Genomic DNA, 16,973 nt, shown 5'->3' with positions numbered 1-16,973 from the left:
TCTAGTCCCGGTTGGCGCGTTTTTCAGGCATCTCGCCCTGCGCCAGTCGTATGGGCTCGTTGGCCCCTCTACGGAGGTATTCCTCGCAGTAGTCTTCCAGGCTCAGACGCGATCGCATGCTTTCGCGCCGGAGCAGGTCATAGGCGGCATCGTCGTCGATGCCCGCATGGCTCATCAGGCGAATGATCGCCTTGATGACGAAGCGGCGGCCGTGACGGCGACGCTCCATGTCTTCGATCCGCGCGCGCAGGGCGCCGCGCAGCAGGAACTGGTTCACGCCCAGGAAGAGCGCCATATAGACGGCGGATCCGTGCACGGGCTTGCGCAGAAACGACGTGGCGCCGAGCTGGACCAGGCTCTTCAGCCGGCTCGGCGCCTCAACGCCGACGAGGCCGATCACCGGAACGGCGGATAGACGGCCGTCCGGCCCGCCCTCCAGGCCGAGACCCTCGTGGAGATCGCCGTCGACGAACAGGATGTCGCGATCCGGATCGAGCTGAGCGAGATCCAGTTCGGCGCGGCCGTCGCGGATCTCGGGGAATTCCGACACGACGCCGAGCTTGACCAATGTCGATTCCAGCGCCTCCACGGCGACACGGTTGGTCGTGACGATCAACGCCCGACTGCCCTTGAAATTCTGAAGCAATCGCGGAGCGGTCATTTCACCACCTTCAGTTCCGGGGTGCGCGCAAGCGCGTAGCGCGGCGACGATTGGACGAGATAGGGGTCGGGCCGGGTCGGAACCGCCGACTCCACGATGACTTCGAACCGGGCATCGCGGGTCGAGCGTCCGATGCGCGGCGTCAGCCAGGCATGCAGGGTCTGCGGATCGATCCAAACGTCTCCCTGCGGCGCAGCGAGGCGCTGGCGCGTGACCGCCGCCTTGACCGACTGGACCTCGTCCGTACCGGCATCCGCCAGCGACTGGATCAGGAGCGTGACGGCGTTGTAGGAGGCCTCGGCGTCCGCCGAAACCACGGGCCCGTGGGGATAGGCGGTGCGATAGCCCTCCGTGAACGTCGTGTTGGCCGGGGTCGCGAGCGATGAGAAATAGACGCTGGAGCTCAGATGCCCATCGACAGCCTCCGCGCCGATCTCCTCCAGTTCCGGCTCGGACAGCGAGCAGCTGGCAACGGGAATCTGCTTCGGCTGATCAATGCCACGAGCCACGCAGGCTGCCCGCAACAGGCGGAAGAACGAATAGGCGCTGGTGCCGATCAGCGTGTTGAAGACGAAATCCGGCCTCAACTCCAGGATCTCGTCGACGACCTGCTGCAACTCGATGTCGCCGATGGCGAAATAACGCTCCGCCAGGACCTGGCCGCGCCGGGTCATCAGGGCCTCGCGCAGGATCCTGTTGTTCTCCCACGCCCAGATATAGTTGGAACCGACACAGACAGCGCGACGCCGCCCGCTCGACAGGAGATGGTCGACCAGCAACGCGACGTGGTGGTTGGGCGAGGCGCCGGTGTAGATGACATTGGCCGAGCTTTCGAATCCCTCATAGTGCGAGGGATACCAGAGCAGGGCATCGTGCTTTTCGAAACAGGGGATGACCTCCTTGCGGCTCGAAGAGGTGTAGCAGCCGACGACATGGCGGATTCCGGAGGCGATCAGCTGCTGGCTAAGCTCCGCATAGCGCGCCAATTCCCCGTTCGGATTGACCACGACGGGCTCGACGGTGATGCCGGACTGCGCCGCCGCCTCGCCAAATGCCAGAAGCGCGCCATTCAGCATGGAGCGAGCGACGACGTTGTAGGACCCCGTCGTCGAAAACATCACGCCGATACGATAGTGCTTTGCCGACATGCCCCGCCCAAAACAAAAAAACCCGCCGATCGAACGATCGCGGGCTTCGGTGCCACCAACCAAGCATCCGCTTCCGAGCGGCGCCGTTGGAAATGTTTAATTCAGATGGCGCAAATATAGGCAGCTCTGCCGTGCGCTTGTTTTTTAGACTATCCCGGCCAGCCATATTGTCAAGCAGGAATTCCAGGGGCGTTTCAGACATCGCGAGCGCCATCTTCGCCGCCATGGGGCCGCTGACGTTCCGCTTGTTTCCGCGGGGGCCTTGGGTTTCTGCCTGCAGGAGTTCCCGCCGGCAGCCATAGCGTGTCGTGGAGGAGGCAATCGCCCGGCCGGGCTTGAACAAGCACCCGATGCGCCCTCAGGCACCCGCCAGGAGGATCCGGACCTGATACGCCTCCGCGTCGGCATCGATCGACACATGCCGCGGCTCGACGACCATCAGCGCGTCACCGGCACCGACCCAGTGGGAGGCGTCCTCCGTCACCACCCTGCATCGCCCGGCATGGCAATAGACTATCGAGGCCTCGGCCGACTGTTGATCGATCTGCAGGGAGCCCGTGAACCTCGACACCTCGGACCGGGCCGTTCCCCGTCGCGTCATGACGTTCAGATCGACGAGCGGCCCGTCGATCAACCGCCCTTCCACGGCCACGTCCCCGGGGAAAGCAAACGGCGCGTCGCCGCCCGTCAACGTCACCGTTCTGCCGCCGCCGAAGGCGAGCGCGATACCTCGGCCCTCGACGATACTCAACGTACGGTCGATGCCCGGAAAGACGGAGAATGGCCCGTCGCGCTCGACCCGCGCGAGGCTGACGCGCCAGTCGAAATCGTCGAGCCCTGCCCCGTCGGGGCCGACGGCGATCTCGATCGTCTCGCCGCCGCCGTTCTTCCACGGCATGCGGCGATGATCAGACCGCCTCAGCAGCCGCGCGGCCATCAGCCGAGGATGCCCGGCAGGTTGAGCCCCTGTTCGCGGGCACAGTCGAGGGCGATGTCGTAGCCGGCATCGGCATGGCGCATGACGCCCGACGCGGGGTCGTTCCAGAGGACACGGCCGAGCCGCTCGGCCGCCGCATCGCTGCCGTCGGCGCAGATAACCATGCCCGCATGCTGCGAAAAGCCCATGCCGACGCCGCCACCATGATGCAGCGACACCCAGGTGGCGCCCGAGGCGGTATTGAGCAGCGCGTTCAGCAGCGGCCAGTCCGAGACCGCGTCCGAGCCGTCGCGCATCGCTTCCGTCTCGCGGTTCGGCGAAGCGACCGAGCCGGAATCGAGATGGTCGCGGCCAATGACGACAGGCGCCTTCAGCTCGCCATTCCGCACCATCTCGTTGAAGGCGAGACCGAGCCGGTGGCGGTCGCCGAGGCCGACCCAGCAGATCCGCGCCGGCAGCCCCTGGAAGGCGATCCGCTCGCGCGCCATGTCGAGCCAGTTGTGCAGATGCGTGTTGCCGGGCGTCAGTTCGCGCACCTTCGCGTCGGTCTTGTAGATGTCCTCCGGATCCCCCGAAAGCGCGACCCAGCGGAATGGCCCGACGCCCCGGCAGAACAGGGGACGGATATAGGCCGGCACGAAGCCTGGGAAGACGAAGGCGTTTTCGAAACCCTCGTCCTTGGCGACCTGGCGGATGTTGTTGCCATAATCGAGTGTCGGCACGCCGCGATCCCAGAAGGCGACCATCGCCTCGACATGCTCCCGCATCGAGGCGCGCGCGGCCCGCTCGACCGCCTTCGGATCGCTCTCGCGGCGCGCGCGCCATTCGGCCAGCGTCCAGCCCTTGGGAAGATAGCCGTTGATCGGATCATGCGCCGAGGTCTGGTCGGTGACGATATCGGGGCGCACACCGCGCCGGACGAGTTCCGGCAGGATCTCGGCCGCGTTGCCGAGCAGGCCGACCGACTTCGCTTCGCCCGCCCTGGTCCAACGCTCGATCATGGCGAGCGCCTCGTCCAGCGTCCCGGCCTTCTCGTCGAGATAGCGGGTGCGCAGGCGGAAATCGATCGAATCGGGATTGCACTCGATGGCGAGGCAGCAGGCGCCGGCCATGACGGCGGCGAGCGGTTGGGCGCCGCCCATGCCGCCGAGGCCGGCGGTCAGGATCCAGCGCCCCTTCAGATCGCCGTGATAGTGCTGGCGCCCCGCCTCGACGAAGGTCTCGTAGGTGCCCTGCACGATGCCCTGCGTGCCGATATAGATCCACGAACCGGCCGTCATCTGGCCGTACATGGCGAGGCCCTTGCGGTCGAGTTCGTTGAAATGATCCCAGTTCGCCCAGTGCGGCACGAGGTTGGAATTGGCGATCAGCACGCGCGGCGCGTCGGCATGGGTGCGGAAGACGCCGACCGGCTTGCCCGACTGCACCAGCAGCGTCTCGTTCTCGGAGAGCGTCTTCAGGCTATCGACGATGCGGTCGAAATCCTGCCAGGTCCGCGCGGCGCGGCCGATGCCGCCATAGACGACCAGCTCATGCGGGTTCTCGGCCACGTCGGGATCGAGATTGTTCATCAGCATCCGGAGCGGCGCCTCGGTCTGCCAGCTCTTCGCGGAAAGCTCGGTGCCGCGCGGCGCCCGCACGGTGCGGCTGTTGTAGCGGGGGTCGTTCATGTCGTCCTCTGGGATGCGAGTGAGAGCGCAGCGGTTTCGACGCGCTCGAGGACCACGCGCAGGACAGCGCGCAGCCGGTCAGCCCGCTCGGCGTCATAGCCGAAGGGCGCGGTTTCCGTGGCGAGATGGGTGGCCTGCGCCAGTTCCATCTGGATGGCGTGCACGCCGGTCTCCGGACGGCCGTAATGGCGCGTGGTCCAGCCGCCGCGAAAGCGACCGTTCAGCACGCTGGTGAAGCCCGGCGCCGCTTCGACGGTCATCGCCGCCGCGGCCTCGATCTCGGCCGCGCAGGTCCGCCCCATGTCGGTGCCGATATTGAGGTCCGGCAGCCGGCCCTCGAACAGGAAGGGAATGTGCGAGCGAATGGAGTGGCAGTCATAGACGACCGCGATGCCGCGAAGCGCCTTGACGCGGGCGATCTCGGCCTCAAGCGCCGCGTGATAGGGCGCGTGATACTGCGCGCGGCGGCGCGCGATCTCGTCCGCGTCCGGCTCGGCCCCCGCCTTCCAGATCGCGACATTGTCGAAATCGGTCAGCGGCACCAGCGCCGTCGTGTTTTGGCCGGGATAGAGGCTGGCGCCACTCGGATCACGGTTCAGGTCGATGACGTAGCGGTGTTGCTCGGCCCGCACCGTCGTCGCCTCCGGCAGCAGCCCGTCATAGAGGCGCGGCAGGTGCCAATCCGTATCGGACAGGATGCGGCCATTGTCGTTCAGCCTCTCCCGGATCGCCGGCGGCATCGCCGTGCCGCTGTGCGGAAAGGCGAGGATGACGGGCGACTCCCCGCGCGCAACGGCGACGATCCCCGTCACGCGCCCACCCTCATGCCGGCCAGAATCGCCGGATCGACCGAGGCGACCAGCACGCCATCGGCAACGAGATGAGCAGCCGCCTCGAGATCGGGGGCCATGTAGCGATCGATTTCGAGCGTCGGCACGACGCGGCGGACAGCGGCGAGCGCCTTGATCAACTCCGTTCCGGTCCGCAGCGGCTGGCGGAATTCGACGCCCTGCGCTGCGGTCAGAAGCTCAATGCCGATGATCGAGAACAGGTTGTCGGTCATTTGCAACAGCCGCCGCGCGCCATGGCAGGCCATGGAGACGTGGTCTTCCTGGTTGGCCGAGGTCGGCGTCGAATCCACGGATGCCGGATGCGACATCTGCTTGTTCTCGGACATCAGGGCGGCCGAGGTCACCTCGGCGATCATCAGGCCCGAGTTGAGACCCGGCGACTTGGCAAGGAAGGCCGGCAGGCCGTGCGAGAGAGCCGGGTCCACCAGCAAGGCGATGCGCCGCTGCGCGATCGCGCCGATCTCGCAGATGGCGATGGCGATCTGGTCGGCGGCGAAGGCAACCGGCTCGGCGTGGAAATTGCCACCCGAAACGACCGATCCGTCCGAGAGCACCAGAGGATTGTCGGTGACGGCGTTGGCCTCGATCTCCAGCGTGGCTCCGGCGCTGCGGAGCAGATCGAGGCAGGCGCCGTCGACCTGCGGCTGGCAGCGGATGCAATATGGATCCTGCACGCGTTCGTCGCCCTCGACATGGCTCTCGCGGATCTCGGACCGATCCAGTAGCGCCCGGAGGCTCGCCGCGACGTCCTGCTGGCCGCGATGGCCGCGCAGCGTATGGATCTCGGCATGGAACGGAGCGGGCGATCCCATCGCCGCGTCGGTCGACATCGCGCCCGTGATCACGGCCGACTGGGCGGCGCGGTGAGCGCGGAACAGGCCGGCCAGCGCCAGGGCGGTCGAAGCCTGCGTGCCGTTGATCAGCGCCAGCCCTTCCTTGGCCGCCAGCACGATCGGCGCCAGGCCGGCCTTCGCCAGCGCCGCCGCGCCGGCAAGGCGCTGGCCCTGATAGAAGGCCTCCCCCTCGCCCATCATCACGGCCGCCATATGCGCGAGCGGCGCGAGATCGCCGGAAGCGCCGACGGAGCCCTTCTCGGGAATGACCGGGACCACGCCTTTTTCGAGCATCGCCTCGATCAGACGGACGATCTCGAGCCGTACGCCCGAAGCGCCCCGACCGAGCGAGATCAGCTTCAGCGACAGGATCAGGCGGACGACGTTCTCGGCCAGAGGCACACCGACGCCACAGCAATGCGACAGGATCAGGTTGCGCTGCAGCGTCGCGACATCGGCCGGTGCGATCCGGATCGAGGCGAGCTTGCCGAAGCCGGTGTTGATTCCATAGACGGGCGCGTCGCCCGAGGCGATCTCGGCAATGCGCGCGGCTGCCTTCTCAATGGCCGGATCGCAGACAGGGTCGAGATGCGCCGGCTCGCCGGTCCAGTAGATGGTCTCCAGCGTCGCGAGCGAGACGGCGCCGGGTTGCAGCGTGATGGCCATTACGAAGTCCTTTCGCCGCGCGCGATGCGGGCGTGGAGAGGGTTGAATCCGAGGCGGTAGATGAGTTCAGCGGGAGACCCGACGTCCCAGACAGCGAAATCGGCGCTCTTGCCGGCCTCCAGCGTGCCCGTCTCGTCGGCGAGCCCGAGCGCCCTGGCCGCATGGCGCGTCGCGCCGGCGAGACATTCGTCGACGGTGAGGCCGAACAGGGTCGCAGCCATGTTCATGGCGAGCAGCATCGAGGTCAGCGGCGAGGTGCCTGGATTGCAGTCGGTCGCCACCGCCATCGGAACGCCGGCGGCGCGCAGCGCCGATACCGGGGGCTTCCGGGTCTCCTTGAGCGTGTAGAACGCGCCGGGCAACAGCACGGCGACCGTGCCGGCCCCGGCCATCGCCGCGATGCCTTCGTCATCGAGATATTCGAGATGATCGGCCGAGAGGCCGCCATAGCGCGAGACCAGCGCCGCGCCGCCGAGATCGGACAATTGCTCGGCGTGAAGCTTGACCGGCAGGCCCAGTTCGACCGCGAGATCGAAGACGCGCGCCATCTGGACCGGCGAGAAAGCAATCCCTTCGCAGAATCCGTCGACCGCGTCGATCAGGCCCTCGGCGTGGCCCTGCCTCAGACCGGGCAGGACCACCTCGGCGACATAGTCGTCGCCGCGGCCGCGATATTCCGCCGGGATGGCATGGGCAGCGAGATAGCTCGTGACGATGCGGACCGGGCGCAGGGTGGCGAGCCGCCGCGCGGCGCGCAGCATGTCGAGTTCGCTGGCGATGCTGAGCCCGTAGCCCGACTTGATCTCGACCGTGCCGACGCCCTCGGCCAGCAGCGCATCGAGGCGCGGCAGCGCTGTCGCCACCATGCCGTCGACATCCAGCGCCCGGGTGGCCGAGACGGTCGAGACGATGCCACCGCCCGCGCGTGCAACTTCCTCGTAGCTGGCGCCGGCCAACCGCATCTCGAATTCACGGGCACGATGGCCGCCATGCACGAGATGAGTATGGCAATCGATCAGTGCCGGCGTCACCAAACGCCCGCCGAGCGGGACCGTCTCGGCGCCGGCCTCAATCGGACAGTCGATACGCGGACCGGCGAAGACGATGCGCCCTTCCCTGACCGCGATCGCCGCGTCGGGGATGATGCGCGCCGTTCCGTCCGCGACGGTGACGAGGTTTGCGTCCTGCCAGATTTTCACCCTGCGCCTCCTTTGCCGCGGCGCGATCCCATCGCGAGCGGCTGGTGCTTGCTAGCCATTATGTATATACATAGTTTGAACCCTGACAAGCCGGAATCATCGCCGGCCGGCACGGACGAAAGGAGCGGCCGACATGACGAGCCTATTCGCGGAGCGGGCCCTGTTGCCCGATGGCTGGCATTCCGCCGTCCGTATCGAAATCGCGGAAGGCCGCATCGGAGCGGTCCTTTCCGACGCGGCGCCCGCCCCCGCAGACGAGCGCCACGCCGTGCTCGTGCCGGCTCCCGGCAACGTCCACAGCCACGCCTTCCAGCACGCGATGGCGGGACTGACGGAACGGCGCGGCGCCGGCGACGACAGTTTCTGGACGTGGCGCGAGACGATGTATCGCTTCGCACTCGGCATGCGCCCGGAGGATGTCGAGGCGGTCGCCGCCATGCTCTATGTCCGCATGCTCGAGGCGGGTTTCGGCAGGGTCGGCGAGTTCCACTATCTTCATCACGACCGCGACGGCTCGGCCTACGCCGATATCGGCGAGATGGCGGCGCGGATCGCGGCCGCCAGCGCGTCCACCGGCATCGGCCTGACGCTTTTGCCCGTCTTCTACGCGCATGCCGGTTTCGGCCCCGCCCCCGCCCTCGCCGAGCAGCGCCGCTTCGTCTCCTCGCTCGACACGTTCGCCCGCCTGATGGAGCGTTCGGGGGAGATCGTCGCGCAGCAGTCCGGCGCGGTGCTCGGGATCGCGCCGCACAGCCTGCGGGCCGCGACGCTGGCTGAAATCGGCACGATCCTGCCGCTCGCCGGCGCAGGTCCGGTCCACATCCATGTCGCGGAACAGACGGCGGAGGTCGAGGCCTGCGAGCGGCGGCACGGCGCGCGACCCGTGCGCCTGCTGCTCGACAACGCCCCGGTCGACGAACGCTGGTGCCTGATCCATGCGACCCACATGACCGAGGACGAAATCCGGGACATGGCCTCGCGCGGCGCGGTCGCGGGGCTCTGCCCGATCACCGAGGCCAATCTGGGCGACGGCATCTTCGCCGGCACGGCCTTCCGCGCCGCGGGCGGCCGCTTCGCGGTCGGCAGCGATTCGAACGTCTCGATTTCGCTCGCCGGCGAACTGCGCCAGTACGAATATTCGCAGCGCCTCGGCCTCCGGATCCGCAACGCCATCGCCGATGCCAACGGCTCGACCGGCCGCGCCTTGTTTTCGGACGCCCTCGCCGGGGGTGCCCGGGCGTTGGCCAACCCGGCCGGCATCGCGCCCGGCAACCGGGCCGACCTGGTCGCGCTCGACGGCCGCGCGGCGCCGCAGCTTCGCGACGATTCCCTGCTCGACGGCTGGATCTTCGGCGACGACATCCGGGTCGACTGCGTCTGGGCCATGGGCAGCAAGCAGGTCGCCGGCGGACGGCACCGGCGCCGCGACGCCATCGAGGCCCACTACCGCGCGACGATGGCGCGCCTGTCGGAGGACTGAGAACCCTTGCCCGCACCGGCGCGCCGTGTGCTACTGCCCTAGGGACATTGGGGCGGACGATGAAGACGGACAAGGATCCAACACTGCATCAGCGGATATTGGGCGAGATCGAGGGCAACATCGTCTCCGGCGCCTGGCCGCCCGGCTACCGCATTCCCTTCGAGATCGATCTCGCCGCGCAGTACGGCGTGTCGCGGATGACCGTCAACAAGGTGCTGACGCAGCTCGCCAAGGCCGGCCTCGTGGAGCGCCGCAGGCGGTCCGGCAGTTTCGTGCGCCAGCCGCAGGCGCAATCGGCGGTGCTGGAGATCCAGGACATCCGCAACGAGGTCGAGCAGCTCGGGCAACCCTATCGCTTCCACGTCGAAAGCCGCCGCAACCGCCGGGCCCGCCAGGACGACCGACGATGGATCGACGTCGCGGAGGGCGGCCGGCTGCTCGAGGTACGCACGCTGCACTTCGCCGGCCCAGCGCCCTTCTGCATCGAGGAACGCCTGATCAACCTGGAGGCCGTGCCGGCGGCGGCGGACGCCAGCTTCGAAGCGCATACGCCAGGACAATGGCTGCTCGACCAGGTGCCCTGGAGCAGCGCCGAGCATCGCGTGCAGGCAACCGGCGCCAACGCCGAGATCGCCGCGCTGCTCGACGTCGCGGCCGGCACGGCGTGCCTCGTCATCGAACGCCGCACCTGGAGCATGCAAGTGCCGGTCACCTATGTGCGCTTCACCTATCCGGGCGACCGGCACACGCTGGTCGCCCGGTTCACGCCGCAGAGCTAGAGCCTTCGCGCCCTGAGGCGAGACGGCCTTCCCCGCTCGAAAGCGCTCCGTCGCAACGACTAGCTCCGGCCCGCTGCGATCGCCTCCAGAAGCATCGCCACCGCGACCGCGCCCGGATCGGGATGCCCCATCGCACGCGCGCCGAGATAGCTCGAACGCCCGCGGCGCGGCGCCATCGCGCTCGTCGCTTCGGCGCCGGCCCGCGCCGCCCGGGCCGCGGCTTGGAGATCACGGGGATGCTGGGCGAGCGACGCCGCAGCCGGCAGCAGCGCGTCGACCATCGTGCGGTCGCCGGCGGACGCGCCGCCAAGCCGCGTGATCGCCTCTGTGCCGGCAGCGAACCCGCGCTGGAAGGCGCCGGCATCGGCCGCGCCCTTCGTCACCTGCTGGCCGGCCGCTATCGCAAAGGCCGCATAGAGCGGGCCGGACGTGCCGCCCACGCTGCGTCGGAGCGTCCTCCCCACGGCCTGAAGGACCGCATCAACCGGCTTGCCGCGCCAGGCGTCGAGCTCGGCCAGAAGCGCGCTGGCCCCGCCCGCCAGGGAGTGGCCGATATCGCCATCGCCCACCAGCCGATCCATTTCGGTCAATTCGGGCTCGGCGGCGATCAGCGCCTCGCAGGCGGCCTTCAGAAGATTCAGGACCCGGTCGGGCATCGCCGGTCCCGTGCCTGCATGATCGGACTGCGCATTGGCGGCCACCGCGATGCGGCGCGGCGCCGGAGCGATCGCTCCCCCCTGGGACGGCCAGGCGGGCGCCTCGGTCCCCGCATCCAGGGCGGCCAGGGTTTCCGGATCGGCCGCCAGAAGACTGAGCGAAATGCCGGCCATGTCGATCGCCGTCAGGAACGTCCCGCAATAGGCGCGCTCCACCGGGATGCCCCGCGACGCCAGTTCGCTCAGCGCCTCGCCGGCGATGATGGTCTGCTCCATGACCGGCGTCGCGCCGAGATTGTTCACCAGCAGGGCGACCGGCTGGCCGGGCATGATGCCGCGATCGGCGATCAGCGTATCGAGGAGTTGCACGACGATCGCCCGGGCCGGAGCCATTTCCGCGCGGCGCACGCCCGGCTCGCCATGGATGCCGAGGCCGAGTTCCATCTCGTTGTCGGCCAAGGTGAAATTGGCCTTGCCGGCGGCCGGCACCGTGCAGGCGGAAAGTGCCACGCCCATGGAGGCGACGCTGGCAATTGCCCGCCGCGCCGCGGCTGCGACCGCGTCGAGCGGCAGGCCCGCGTCGGCCGCCGCCCCGGCGATCTTGTGAACCAGCACGGTGCCGGCAATGCCGCGCCGGCCCGCCGTATGCTCGGCCGAGCCGAGCGCCGCATCATCGTCGACCACAACCACCTCGACGGGGATGCCATCGGCACGGGCCATCTCCGCGGCGAGACCGAAATTCAGCCGATCACCCGTATAATTCTTGACGATGACGAGCACGCCGGCCGGGCCGGCAACGGCCTTGACCGCCGCATAGACCGCGTCCGTGCTGGGAGAGGCGAAGACATCGCCGCTGACGGCCGCGGTCAGCATGCCCCGCCCCACATACCCGGCATGAGCCGGCTCATGACCGGCGCCGCCGCCCGTCACGATCGCGACCTTGCCGCTCTGACGGAACGCCTCGATATCGGCGCGCACCACGGTCGTCTCGCCCTCCAGCAGCGCGAGTTGCGGATGCAACGCCACCAGCCCCTCCAGCGCCTGGCGCACGACGACGGGAATCTCATTGATGAGTTTCTTCAAGACAGCTCCTCCACTTGATATCTCACTGCCGCTTATCGGTGCGGCACGTCGAGCGAGACGACCTGGCCGGTCGTTGACGAGAACTGTCCCGTCAACTCGTGCCCCTCGCCCGGATAGGTGATGTCGACATCCGTCACGAACTCGGCCTGATGCCACGTCCTGCGGTTGAGCACGAGGCAGGCATCGCGCTCGGGAATGCCGAGAATGCCCGCCAGCGTCGCATCGGCATTGATGGCCCGGATGGTATGCCGCGCTTCCGTCCAGGGAACATGCCCCAGCAACCAGGTACCAGGCGGAACGGCCTCGAAAGTCTCCTCGCGCACCGCCTTGACCTTCTCGAGCGAGATCACGCGATCCTCATAGGCTTGTGGCTGGTCGTCCAGCACATGCAGGCAGAGGACACGCAGAACCGGCAGCCCGGGCACGAGCCGCAGGCTGAGCGCGCGGACCTCGGAGAGCTTCTCGATCCGCCGAAGCAGGATCTCGTGGCGGTAGGGGCGACCCTGCCCCGCGGCCTCGCGGGCAAAGTCCCGGATTTCCAGGAACATCGCGCTGTCCTGGCGCGGCGGCGCGACGAACGATCCCGCCTTGCGGCGGCGCAGGATCAGCCCGCGCTCGGACAAGCGCGACAGCACCCGGTTCACCGTCATGCGCGAGCAGTGATACTGCGCCATGAATTCCTGCTCGCTCGGGATGCGCTCTCCCGGCGCCCAGAGGCCCGACATGATGTTGGCCTCGACGTCGCGCCGGATCGTCTCCGACAGGCTCGAGCCTTCGACCCGGGTGGCATTTCCGGATTCGCGGACGGTCACGGAGATACCCCTTGCCTCATGAATGATGATCCTCTCCGATTCTGCCCGTCCTGAGCATCAGGATAGGTCGCAACTTCTGATTTCGTATAGACATAAAAATAGGCTGTCCATAAGATCCCCCGAGAGCGACAGAATCTGGAACGCGGCTTGGGAGGGGCGCAATCGTAGGTCGCCCTTGCCCTTTTCTAGATATTCGCCAGTACAGAGCCTGCCGCAAGGCCGGAATAAGGTCGCCCATCGCTCGCGGACGAAGGAACGAGACAGGGTGGCATGATTTTGTGCGACTGGCTCAAAAAATAGGCTCTACAAAAAACTGCCCAATTAGCATTTAAATCTACGAACAACGCGATTGACGCGAACTTTCTTTTGTACATACATTTTCGCGCCAACCAGATGGTCTCCGCCCGGGGCCCAACAGGAGAGAACGCGATGAACCCGATGAAGCTGATGCTCGCCGCCGCGGCGACCAGCATGGTGCTTGCCGCCGGCCTTGGCGCGGCGACCGCCGAAGACAAGAAATATGAGGAAGTCGTCGGATCCGGCCTGCCGGTCCTGCAGAAGGACCAGGCGCTGCACGATATGCTGCCGCAGGCGATCAAGGACGCCGGCGTCCTGACCATCGCGACCGACGCCAACTACCCGCCCTGCCAGTCCTTCGCCTCGGACAACAAGACGATCATCGGCTACGAGCCCGACCTCTGGAACGCCATCTCCCAGAAGCTCGGCATCACCTACAGCGTGGAATCGATTGCCTTTGCGGGCCTGATTCCGGGCGTCGAGAGCGGCCGCTACAACATGGCATCGGAGTGCATCTCCGACAATCTCGAGCGCGAGAAGCGCGTCACCTTCGTCGTGCACGCCTATGCGACCGGGGCCGTCTACACCCTGGCCGACAACAAGGTGATCACCGAGGATCCGAAGTCGCTCTGCGGCCTGACCGTCGGCGTCCAGCAGGGCTTTGACTTCATCAACGTCGTCAACAAGGTGATGACGCCGCATTGCGAGGCCGCCGGCCTGCCCGCGATCAAGGCCAACGAATATCCCTCCGCCGACGCCGTTCTGCTGTCGCTCTATTCCGGCCGCGTCGATTTCGTGCTGAACAACCTCGCCGCCGCCCGCGCCATCGAAGCCGCGGCTCCGCGCCCCGTCCGTCTCGAGACCAACCGCCTGCTGCCGAAATACTATAACGGCATGGTCGTCCAGAAGGACAACAAGCAACTGGCCGAAGCCCTGCTCGCCGCGCTGAAGGCGGTCCAGAAGGAAGGCGTCTACGCCAAGATCATGGACAAATGGGGCATCTCCGCCCTCGGCATCGAGGAGCCGGGAATCAACCTGGCGTCGAGCCACCCGCTCGAATACCCCAAGCCCTGATCCTCAACCCTCATTTTCCAAGGCGGGCCCGCCTCCTGGCGTGGCCCGCCTCCCCTTCATGAAGGTTAGTCAATGTCCAACACCAAAGTCGGCGCGGTTGCGGACGAGCGGCCAGAACCTCCCACCGCGGGCCTGACCATCGTTCCGCGCAGCGGCCGCTTCCGCTGGGTGCCGGTCGTCATCGTGCTCTTCCTCGCCGCGATGCTGACCGAGAGCGTCCTGCTCAATCCCCGCTTCGAGTGGCCCCTGGTCGCCAGCTATTTCTTCTCGCCGGCCATCCTGCATGGTCTCGCCACGACGGTCTGGCTTACCGTGCTCTGCATGACGCTGGGCATCGCGCTCGGCATCGTCATCGCTGTCAGCCGCATGTCCGACATTCCGATCGTCTCCGGCTTCGCGCGCCTCTACATCTGGTTCTTCCGCGGCACGCCGATCCTCGTCCAGCTCATCTTCTGGTACAATCTGGCCGCGCTTTTCCCCGAACTCGGCTTCGGCATCCCGTTCACGGGCATCACCTTCTTCCAGGCCAACACCAATCACATCGTCACGCCGGTGACGGCGGCGATCCTGGGCCTCGCGCTCAACGAAGGCGCCTACATGGCGGAGATCGTGCGCGCCGGCATCTCGTCCGTCGATGACGGCCAGAACGAAGCCGCGCGCGCCCTCGGCATGACCCGTCTCAAGGCCATGCGCCGCATCATTCTGCCCCAGGCCATGCGCGTCATCATCCCGCCGACCGGCAACGAGACGATCGGCATGTTGAAGATGACCTCGCTCGTCAGCGTCATAGCCCTGTCCGACCTGCTCTACACCGCGCAGTCCATCTATTCCCGCACCTTCGAGACCATTCCGCTGCTGCTGGTCTGCTGCTGCTGGTATCTGCTGCTCACCAGCGTGCTCAGCGTGATCCAGGGCCGCATCGAGGCGCATTACGGTCGCGGCATCGTCCGCGCGGGAGGTTGAAATGAGCGCCTTCATGGTGGAAGCCCTCGACGTCAGGAAGAGCATCAGCAATCTCGACATCCTGCGCGGTGTCGATTTCACGGTGGCCCGCGGTGAGGTCGTCAGCCTGATCGGGCCCTCCGGCTCCGGCAAGTCGACCTTCCTGCGCTGCATCAACCACCTCACCAAGATCACCGGGGGCTATCTCTCGGTCGACGGCGAACTCGTCGGATACCGGCGCGAGGGCGACAAGCTCTACGAACTTGGCGAGCGCGAGACGGCTGCGAAGCGGGCCGAGATCGGCATGGTGTTCCAGCGCTTCAACCTGTTTGCCCACAAGACCGCCATCGAGAACATCATCGAGGCGCCCGTGCAGGTAAAGGGCGAGAAACGCAAGGCGGCGACCGAGCATGCCCGCGGCCTGCTGGATAAGGTCGGTCTCGCCCACAAGGCGGACGCCTATCCCAGCGAGCTTTCGGGCGGCCAGCAGCAGCGCATCGCCATCGCGCGCGCCCTCGCCATGCGTCCCAAATTGATGCTGTTCGACGAGCCCACCTCGGCGCTCGATCCGGAGCTGGTGGGCGAGGTCCTGGAAGTCATGCGCGGCCTCGTCGCCGACGGCATGACGATGATCGTCGTCACGCACGAGATGAACTTCGCTCGCGATGTCTGCGACCGCGTCGCCTTCATGGACGAGGGACGCATCGTCGAATGCACGACCCCGGCGGAGCTGTTCGATTCCCCCAAGACGGAACGCGCCCGCAACTTCCTGTCGCACGTTCTTTGATCTCACCTCTGCCGGGCATGGCGTCTGAACAGCGCGCTCAACCCGGCATCCTTCAGCTGTTCGACCTAGGAGAACACAATGACTGTCGATGAAGCCATCCAGCGCTTCGAAAGCGAACGCGAGCGCATCTGGCTGAAGAGCCCCGATGACGTGGCGGCGCTGGGTCGCGGCGAGGTGCCGCGCGGCACCGGCTCGCGCGGGCAGTATCTGAGCACGATCATCTTCGCCGAGGGCGAGACCCGCACGCTGGCCGACGAGATGCTCTGGGGCATCATCCGCGTCGGCGAGGACGACCCGAACGCCGACCTCAAGACGCTGCAGTCGATCATCAAGCAGATCATCGGCTACAAGGCCGATTTCTTCGACTTCGTCAGCCTGCCGGAAGCGGCTGAACTGACCAAGCTCTATGTCGAGACCGCGCTCGCCTGCACCTCCGTCGAGGAACTGGTCCGCCTGACGCACGCCATGCTCAGCTATGCCAACCGCCTGCACATGTGGGTCGACTTCATCCTGCCCTGGGGCCTCGGCGACGGCTTCCGCCGCAAGACCACCGCCTGACCGCAACACAATCAAAGGATCCAAGACAATGAAGCTCAAGATGGCCGTTGCGGGCAAGGACGTCTGCACCATCGAAGTCTGGGAAGACAAGGTTCCCAAGCTCGCCGAGGAGTTCCGCAAGAAGCTGCCGATGACCACCATGCTGCAGCATGGCAAGCTGATCGGCGACATGGTGTTCTTCACGCTGCCGATCGTCGCGCCGTGGGAGAACAAGTACCTGACCGAGGATGTCGGTCGCGAACGCCGCGCCAAGTATGGCAGCGGCGCCGGGTCGGTCTGCTTCTACAGCCCTCGCCAGCAGTTCTGCGTCGTCTATGGCGACGACACGGCGGAGGAGCCGCTGCCGATCTCCTATATCGGCGAAGTGGTCGAGGGCAGCCTCGAGCTCAAGGTGACCGGTCTCGAGACCTGGTTCGACCAGAGCCGCACCGTCGAACTCCGCATCGTCGAGTAGTCGCGAAACCTCCCTGCCGGCCAACGCGGATCCGTCCGTGTTGGCCGGAATATCCATCGGACCTCGGCAACGCTTCCATCACGCAG

16 protein-coding genes are annotated in these 16,973 nt (G+C 66.9%); 7 read left to right on the top strand and 9 right to left on the bottom strand.

Annotated features, from left to right (window positions below; all coding sequences use genetic code 11):
- Position 1: 1 nt before the first annotated feature.
- The 7 genes from OSH10_RS05455 to hutI form a co-directional block, all read right to left on the bottom strand.
- Positions 2 to 661 carry an ANTAR domain-containing response regulator gene (locus tag OSH10_RS05455; protein ID WP_266330603.1) on the bottom strand — a complete coding sequence of 220 codons (660 nt, stop codon included), beginning with the start codon at positions 659 to 661 and terminating at the stop codon, positions 2 to 4.
- On the bottom strand, positions 658 to 1,809 hold the full coding sequence (locus OSH10_RS05450) for a transporter substrate-binding domain-containing protein (protein ID WP_266330602.1): 1,152 nt from the start codon (positions 1,807 to 1,809) through the stop codon (positions 658 to 660). Before OSH10_RS05450 ends, OSH10_RS05455 begins: the two co-directional genes overlap by 4 nt.
- 358 nt (positions 1,810 to 2,167) lie before the next feature.
- Positions 2,168 to 2,746 (bottom strand): HutD/Ves family protein, encoded by a 579-nt coding sequence (locus OSH10_RS05445; protein WP_266330601.1) that lies wholly within the window; start codon positions 2,744 to 2,746, stop codon positions 2,168 to 2,170.
- Positions 2,746 to 4,416 carry a urocanate hydratase gene (gene hutU / locus OSH10_RS05440; protein ID WP_266330600.1) on the bottom strand — a complete coding sequence of 557 codons (1,671 nt, stop codon included), beginning with the start codon at positions 4,414 to 4,416 and terminating at the stop codon, positions 2,746 to 2,748. The genes OSH10_RS05445 and hutU overlap by 1 nt, the downstream gene beginning before the upstream one ends.
- Entirely contained in the window at positions 4,413 to 5,228 is an 816-nt protein-coding gene (gene hutG / locus OSH10_RS05435) for an N-formylglutamate deformylase (protein WP_266330599.1), read from the bottom strand. Before hutG ends, hutU begins: the two co-directional genes overlap by 4 nt.
- Positions 5,225 to 6,766 (bottom strand): histidine ammonia-lyase, encoded by a 1,542-nt coding sequence (gene hutH / locus OSH10_RS05430; protein ID WP_266330598.1) that lies wholly within the window; start codon positions 6,764 to 6,766, stop codon positions 5,225 to 5,227. The genes hutG and hutH overlap by 4 nt, the downstream gene beginning before the upstream one ends.
- Positions 6,766 to 7,965: an imidazolonepropionase gene (gene hutI / locus OSH10_RS05425; RefSeq protein ID WP_323181555.1), complete on the bottom strand. Its 1,200-nt coding sequence runs from the start codon at positions 7,963 to 7,965 to the stop codon at positions 6,766 to 6,768. The genes hutH and hutI overlap by 1 nt, the downstream gene beginning before the upstream one ends.
- Before the next feature lie 133 nt (positions 7,966 to 8,098).
- Between hutI and OSH10_RS05420 the strand changes: the two genes are divergently transcribed.
- Together OSH10_RS05420 and hutC are read left to right on the top strand one after the other, a co-directional pair.
- On the top strand, positions 8,099 to 9,445 hold the full coding sequence (locus OSH10_RS05420) for a formimidoylglutamate deiminase (RefSeq protein ID WP_266330597.1): 1,347 nt from the start codon (positions 8,099 to 8,101) through the stop codon (positions 9,443 to 9,445).
- 59 nt (positions 9,446 to 9,504) lie between these two features.
- Positions 9,505 to 10,224, top strand: coding sequence for a histidine utilization repressor (gene hutC, locus OSH10_RS05415; RefSeq protein WP_266330596.1), 720 nt, complete (start codon positions 9,505 to 9,507; stop codon positions 10,222 to 10,224).
- 59 nt (positions 10,225 to 10,283) lie between these two features.
- Here hutC and dhaL read toward each other — a convergent pair whose 3' ends face one another.
- Together dhaL and OSH10_RS05405 are read right to left on the bottom strand one after the other, a co-directional pair.
- Complete coding sequence (gene dhaL / locus OSH10_RS05410; RefSeq protein ID WP_266330595.1) at positions 10,284 to 11,963, bottom strand: dihydroxyacetone kinase subunit DhaL; 1,680 nt, start codon at positions 11,961 to 11,963, stop codon at positions 10,284 to 10,286.
- A gap of 32 nt (positions 11,964 to 11,995) precedes the next feature.
- On the bottom strand, positions 11,996 to 12,775 hold the full coding sequence (locus OSH10_RS05405) for a UTRA domain-containing protein (RefSeq protein WP_266330594.1): 780 nt from the start codon (positions 12,773 to 12,775) through the stop codon (positions 11,996 to 11,998).
- Between the two features lie 429 nt (positions 12,776 to 13,204).
- Here OSH10_RS05405 and OSH10_RS05400 point away from each other — a divergent pair, with 429 nt between their 5' ends.
- From OSH10_RS05400 to OSH10_RS05380, 5 genes are all read left to right on the top strand, one after another.
- Positions 13,205 to 14,146, top strand: coding sequence for a transporter substrate-binding domain-containing protein (locus OSH10_RS05400; RefSeq protein ID WP_266330593.1), 942 nt, complete (start codon positions 13,205 to 13,207; stop codon positions 14,144 to 14,146).
- Between the two features lie 72 nt (positions 14,147 to 14,218).
- Entirely contained in the window at positions 14,219 to 15,109 is an 891-nt protein-coding gene (locus tag OSH10_RS05395) for an amino acid ABC transporter permease (protein WP_407660675.1), read from the top strand.
- Between the two features lies 1 nt (position 15,110).
- Entirely contained in the window at positions 15,111 to 15,875 is a 765-nt protein-coding gene (locus OSH10_RS05390; protein ID WP_323181554.1) for an amino acid ABC transporter ATP-binding protein, read from the top strand.
- Positions 15,876 to 15,953: 78 nt separating this feature from the next.
- Positions 15,954 to 16,433, top strand: coding sequence for a cucumopine synthase-related protein (locus OSH10_RS05385; RefSeq protein WP_266330592.1), 480 nt, complete (start codon positions 15,954 to 15,956; stop codon positions 16,431 to 16,433).
- Positions 16,434 to 16,461: 28 nt separating this feature from the next.
- The gene (locus OSH10_RS05380) at positions 16,462 to 16,887 is read left to right on the top strand and encodes a hypothetical protein (protein WP_266330590.1); all 426 of its coding nucleotides are present in this window, start codon (positions 16,462 to 16,464) and stop codon (positions 16,885 to 16,887) included.
- The last annotated feature ends 86 nt before the right edge of the window (positions 16,888 to 16,973 follow it).

This window comes from Kaistia defluvii, from assembly GCF_026343955.1.
Classification (GTDB): Bacteria; Pseudomonadota; Alphaproteobacteria; order Rhizobiales; family Kaistiaceae; genus Kaistia; species Kaistia defluvii.
The sequence above is the reverse complement of the archived record's forward strand: the minus strand, read 5'-3'. Positions and strand labels throughout refer to the sequence as shown.

Coding starts and splice junctions, on each gene's coding strand:
- OSH10_RS05455 (WP_266330603.1), bottom strand. CDS start 661: ATGACCGCTCCGCGATTGCTTCAGAATTTCAAGGGCAGTCGGGCGTTG.
- OSH10_RS05385 (WP_266330592.1), top strand. CDS start 15,954: ATGACTGTCGATGAAGCCATCCAGCGCTTCGAAAGCGAACGCGAGCGC.
- OSH10_RS05450 (WP_266330602.1), bottom strand. CDS start 1,809: ATGTCGGCAAAGCACTATCGTATCGGCGTGATGTTTTCGACGACGGGG.
- OSH10_RS05390 (WP_323181554.1), top strand. CDS start 15,111: ATGAGCGCCTTCATGGTGGAAGCCCTCGACGTCAGGAAGAGCATCAGC.
- hutU (WP_266330600.1), bottom strand. CDS start 4,416: ATGAACGACCCCCGCTACAACAGCCGCACCGTGCGGGCGCCGCGCGGC.
- OSH10_RS05400 (WP_266330593.1), top strand. CDS start 13,205: ATGAACCCGATGAAGCTGATGCTCGCCGCCGCGGCGACCAGCATGGTG.
- hutC (WP_266330596.1), top strand. CDS start 9,505: ATGAAGACGGACAAGGATCCAACACTGCATCAGCGGATATTGGGCGAG.
- OSH10_RS05420 (WP_266330597.1), top strand. CDS start 8,099: ATGACGAGCCTATTCGCGGAGCGGGCCCTGTTGCCCGATGGCTGGCAT.
- hutH (WP_266330598.1), bottom strand. CDS start 6,766: ATGGCCATCACGCTGCAACCCGGCGCCGTCTCGCTCGCGACGCTGGAG.
- OSH10_RS05380 (WP_266330590.1), top strand. CDS start 16,462: ATGAAGCTCAAGATGGCCGTTGCGGGCAAGGACGTCTGCACCATCGAA.
- OSH10_RS05395 (WP_407660675.1), top strand. CDS start 14,219: ATGTCCAACACCAAAGTCGGCGCGGTTGCGGACGAGCGGCCAGAACCT.
- OSH10_RS05445 (WP_266330601.1), bottom strand. CDS start 2,746: ATGGCCGCGCGGCTGCTGAGGCGGTCTGATCATCGCCGCATGCCGTGG.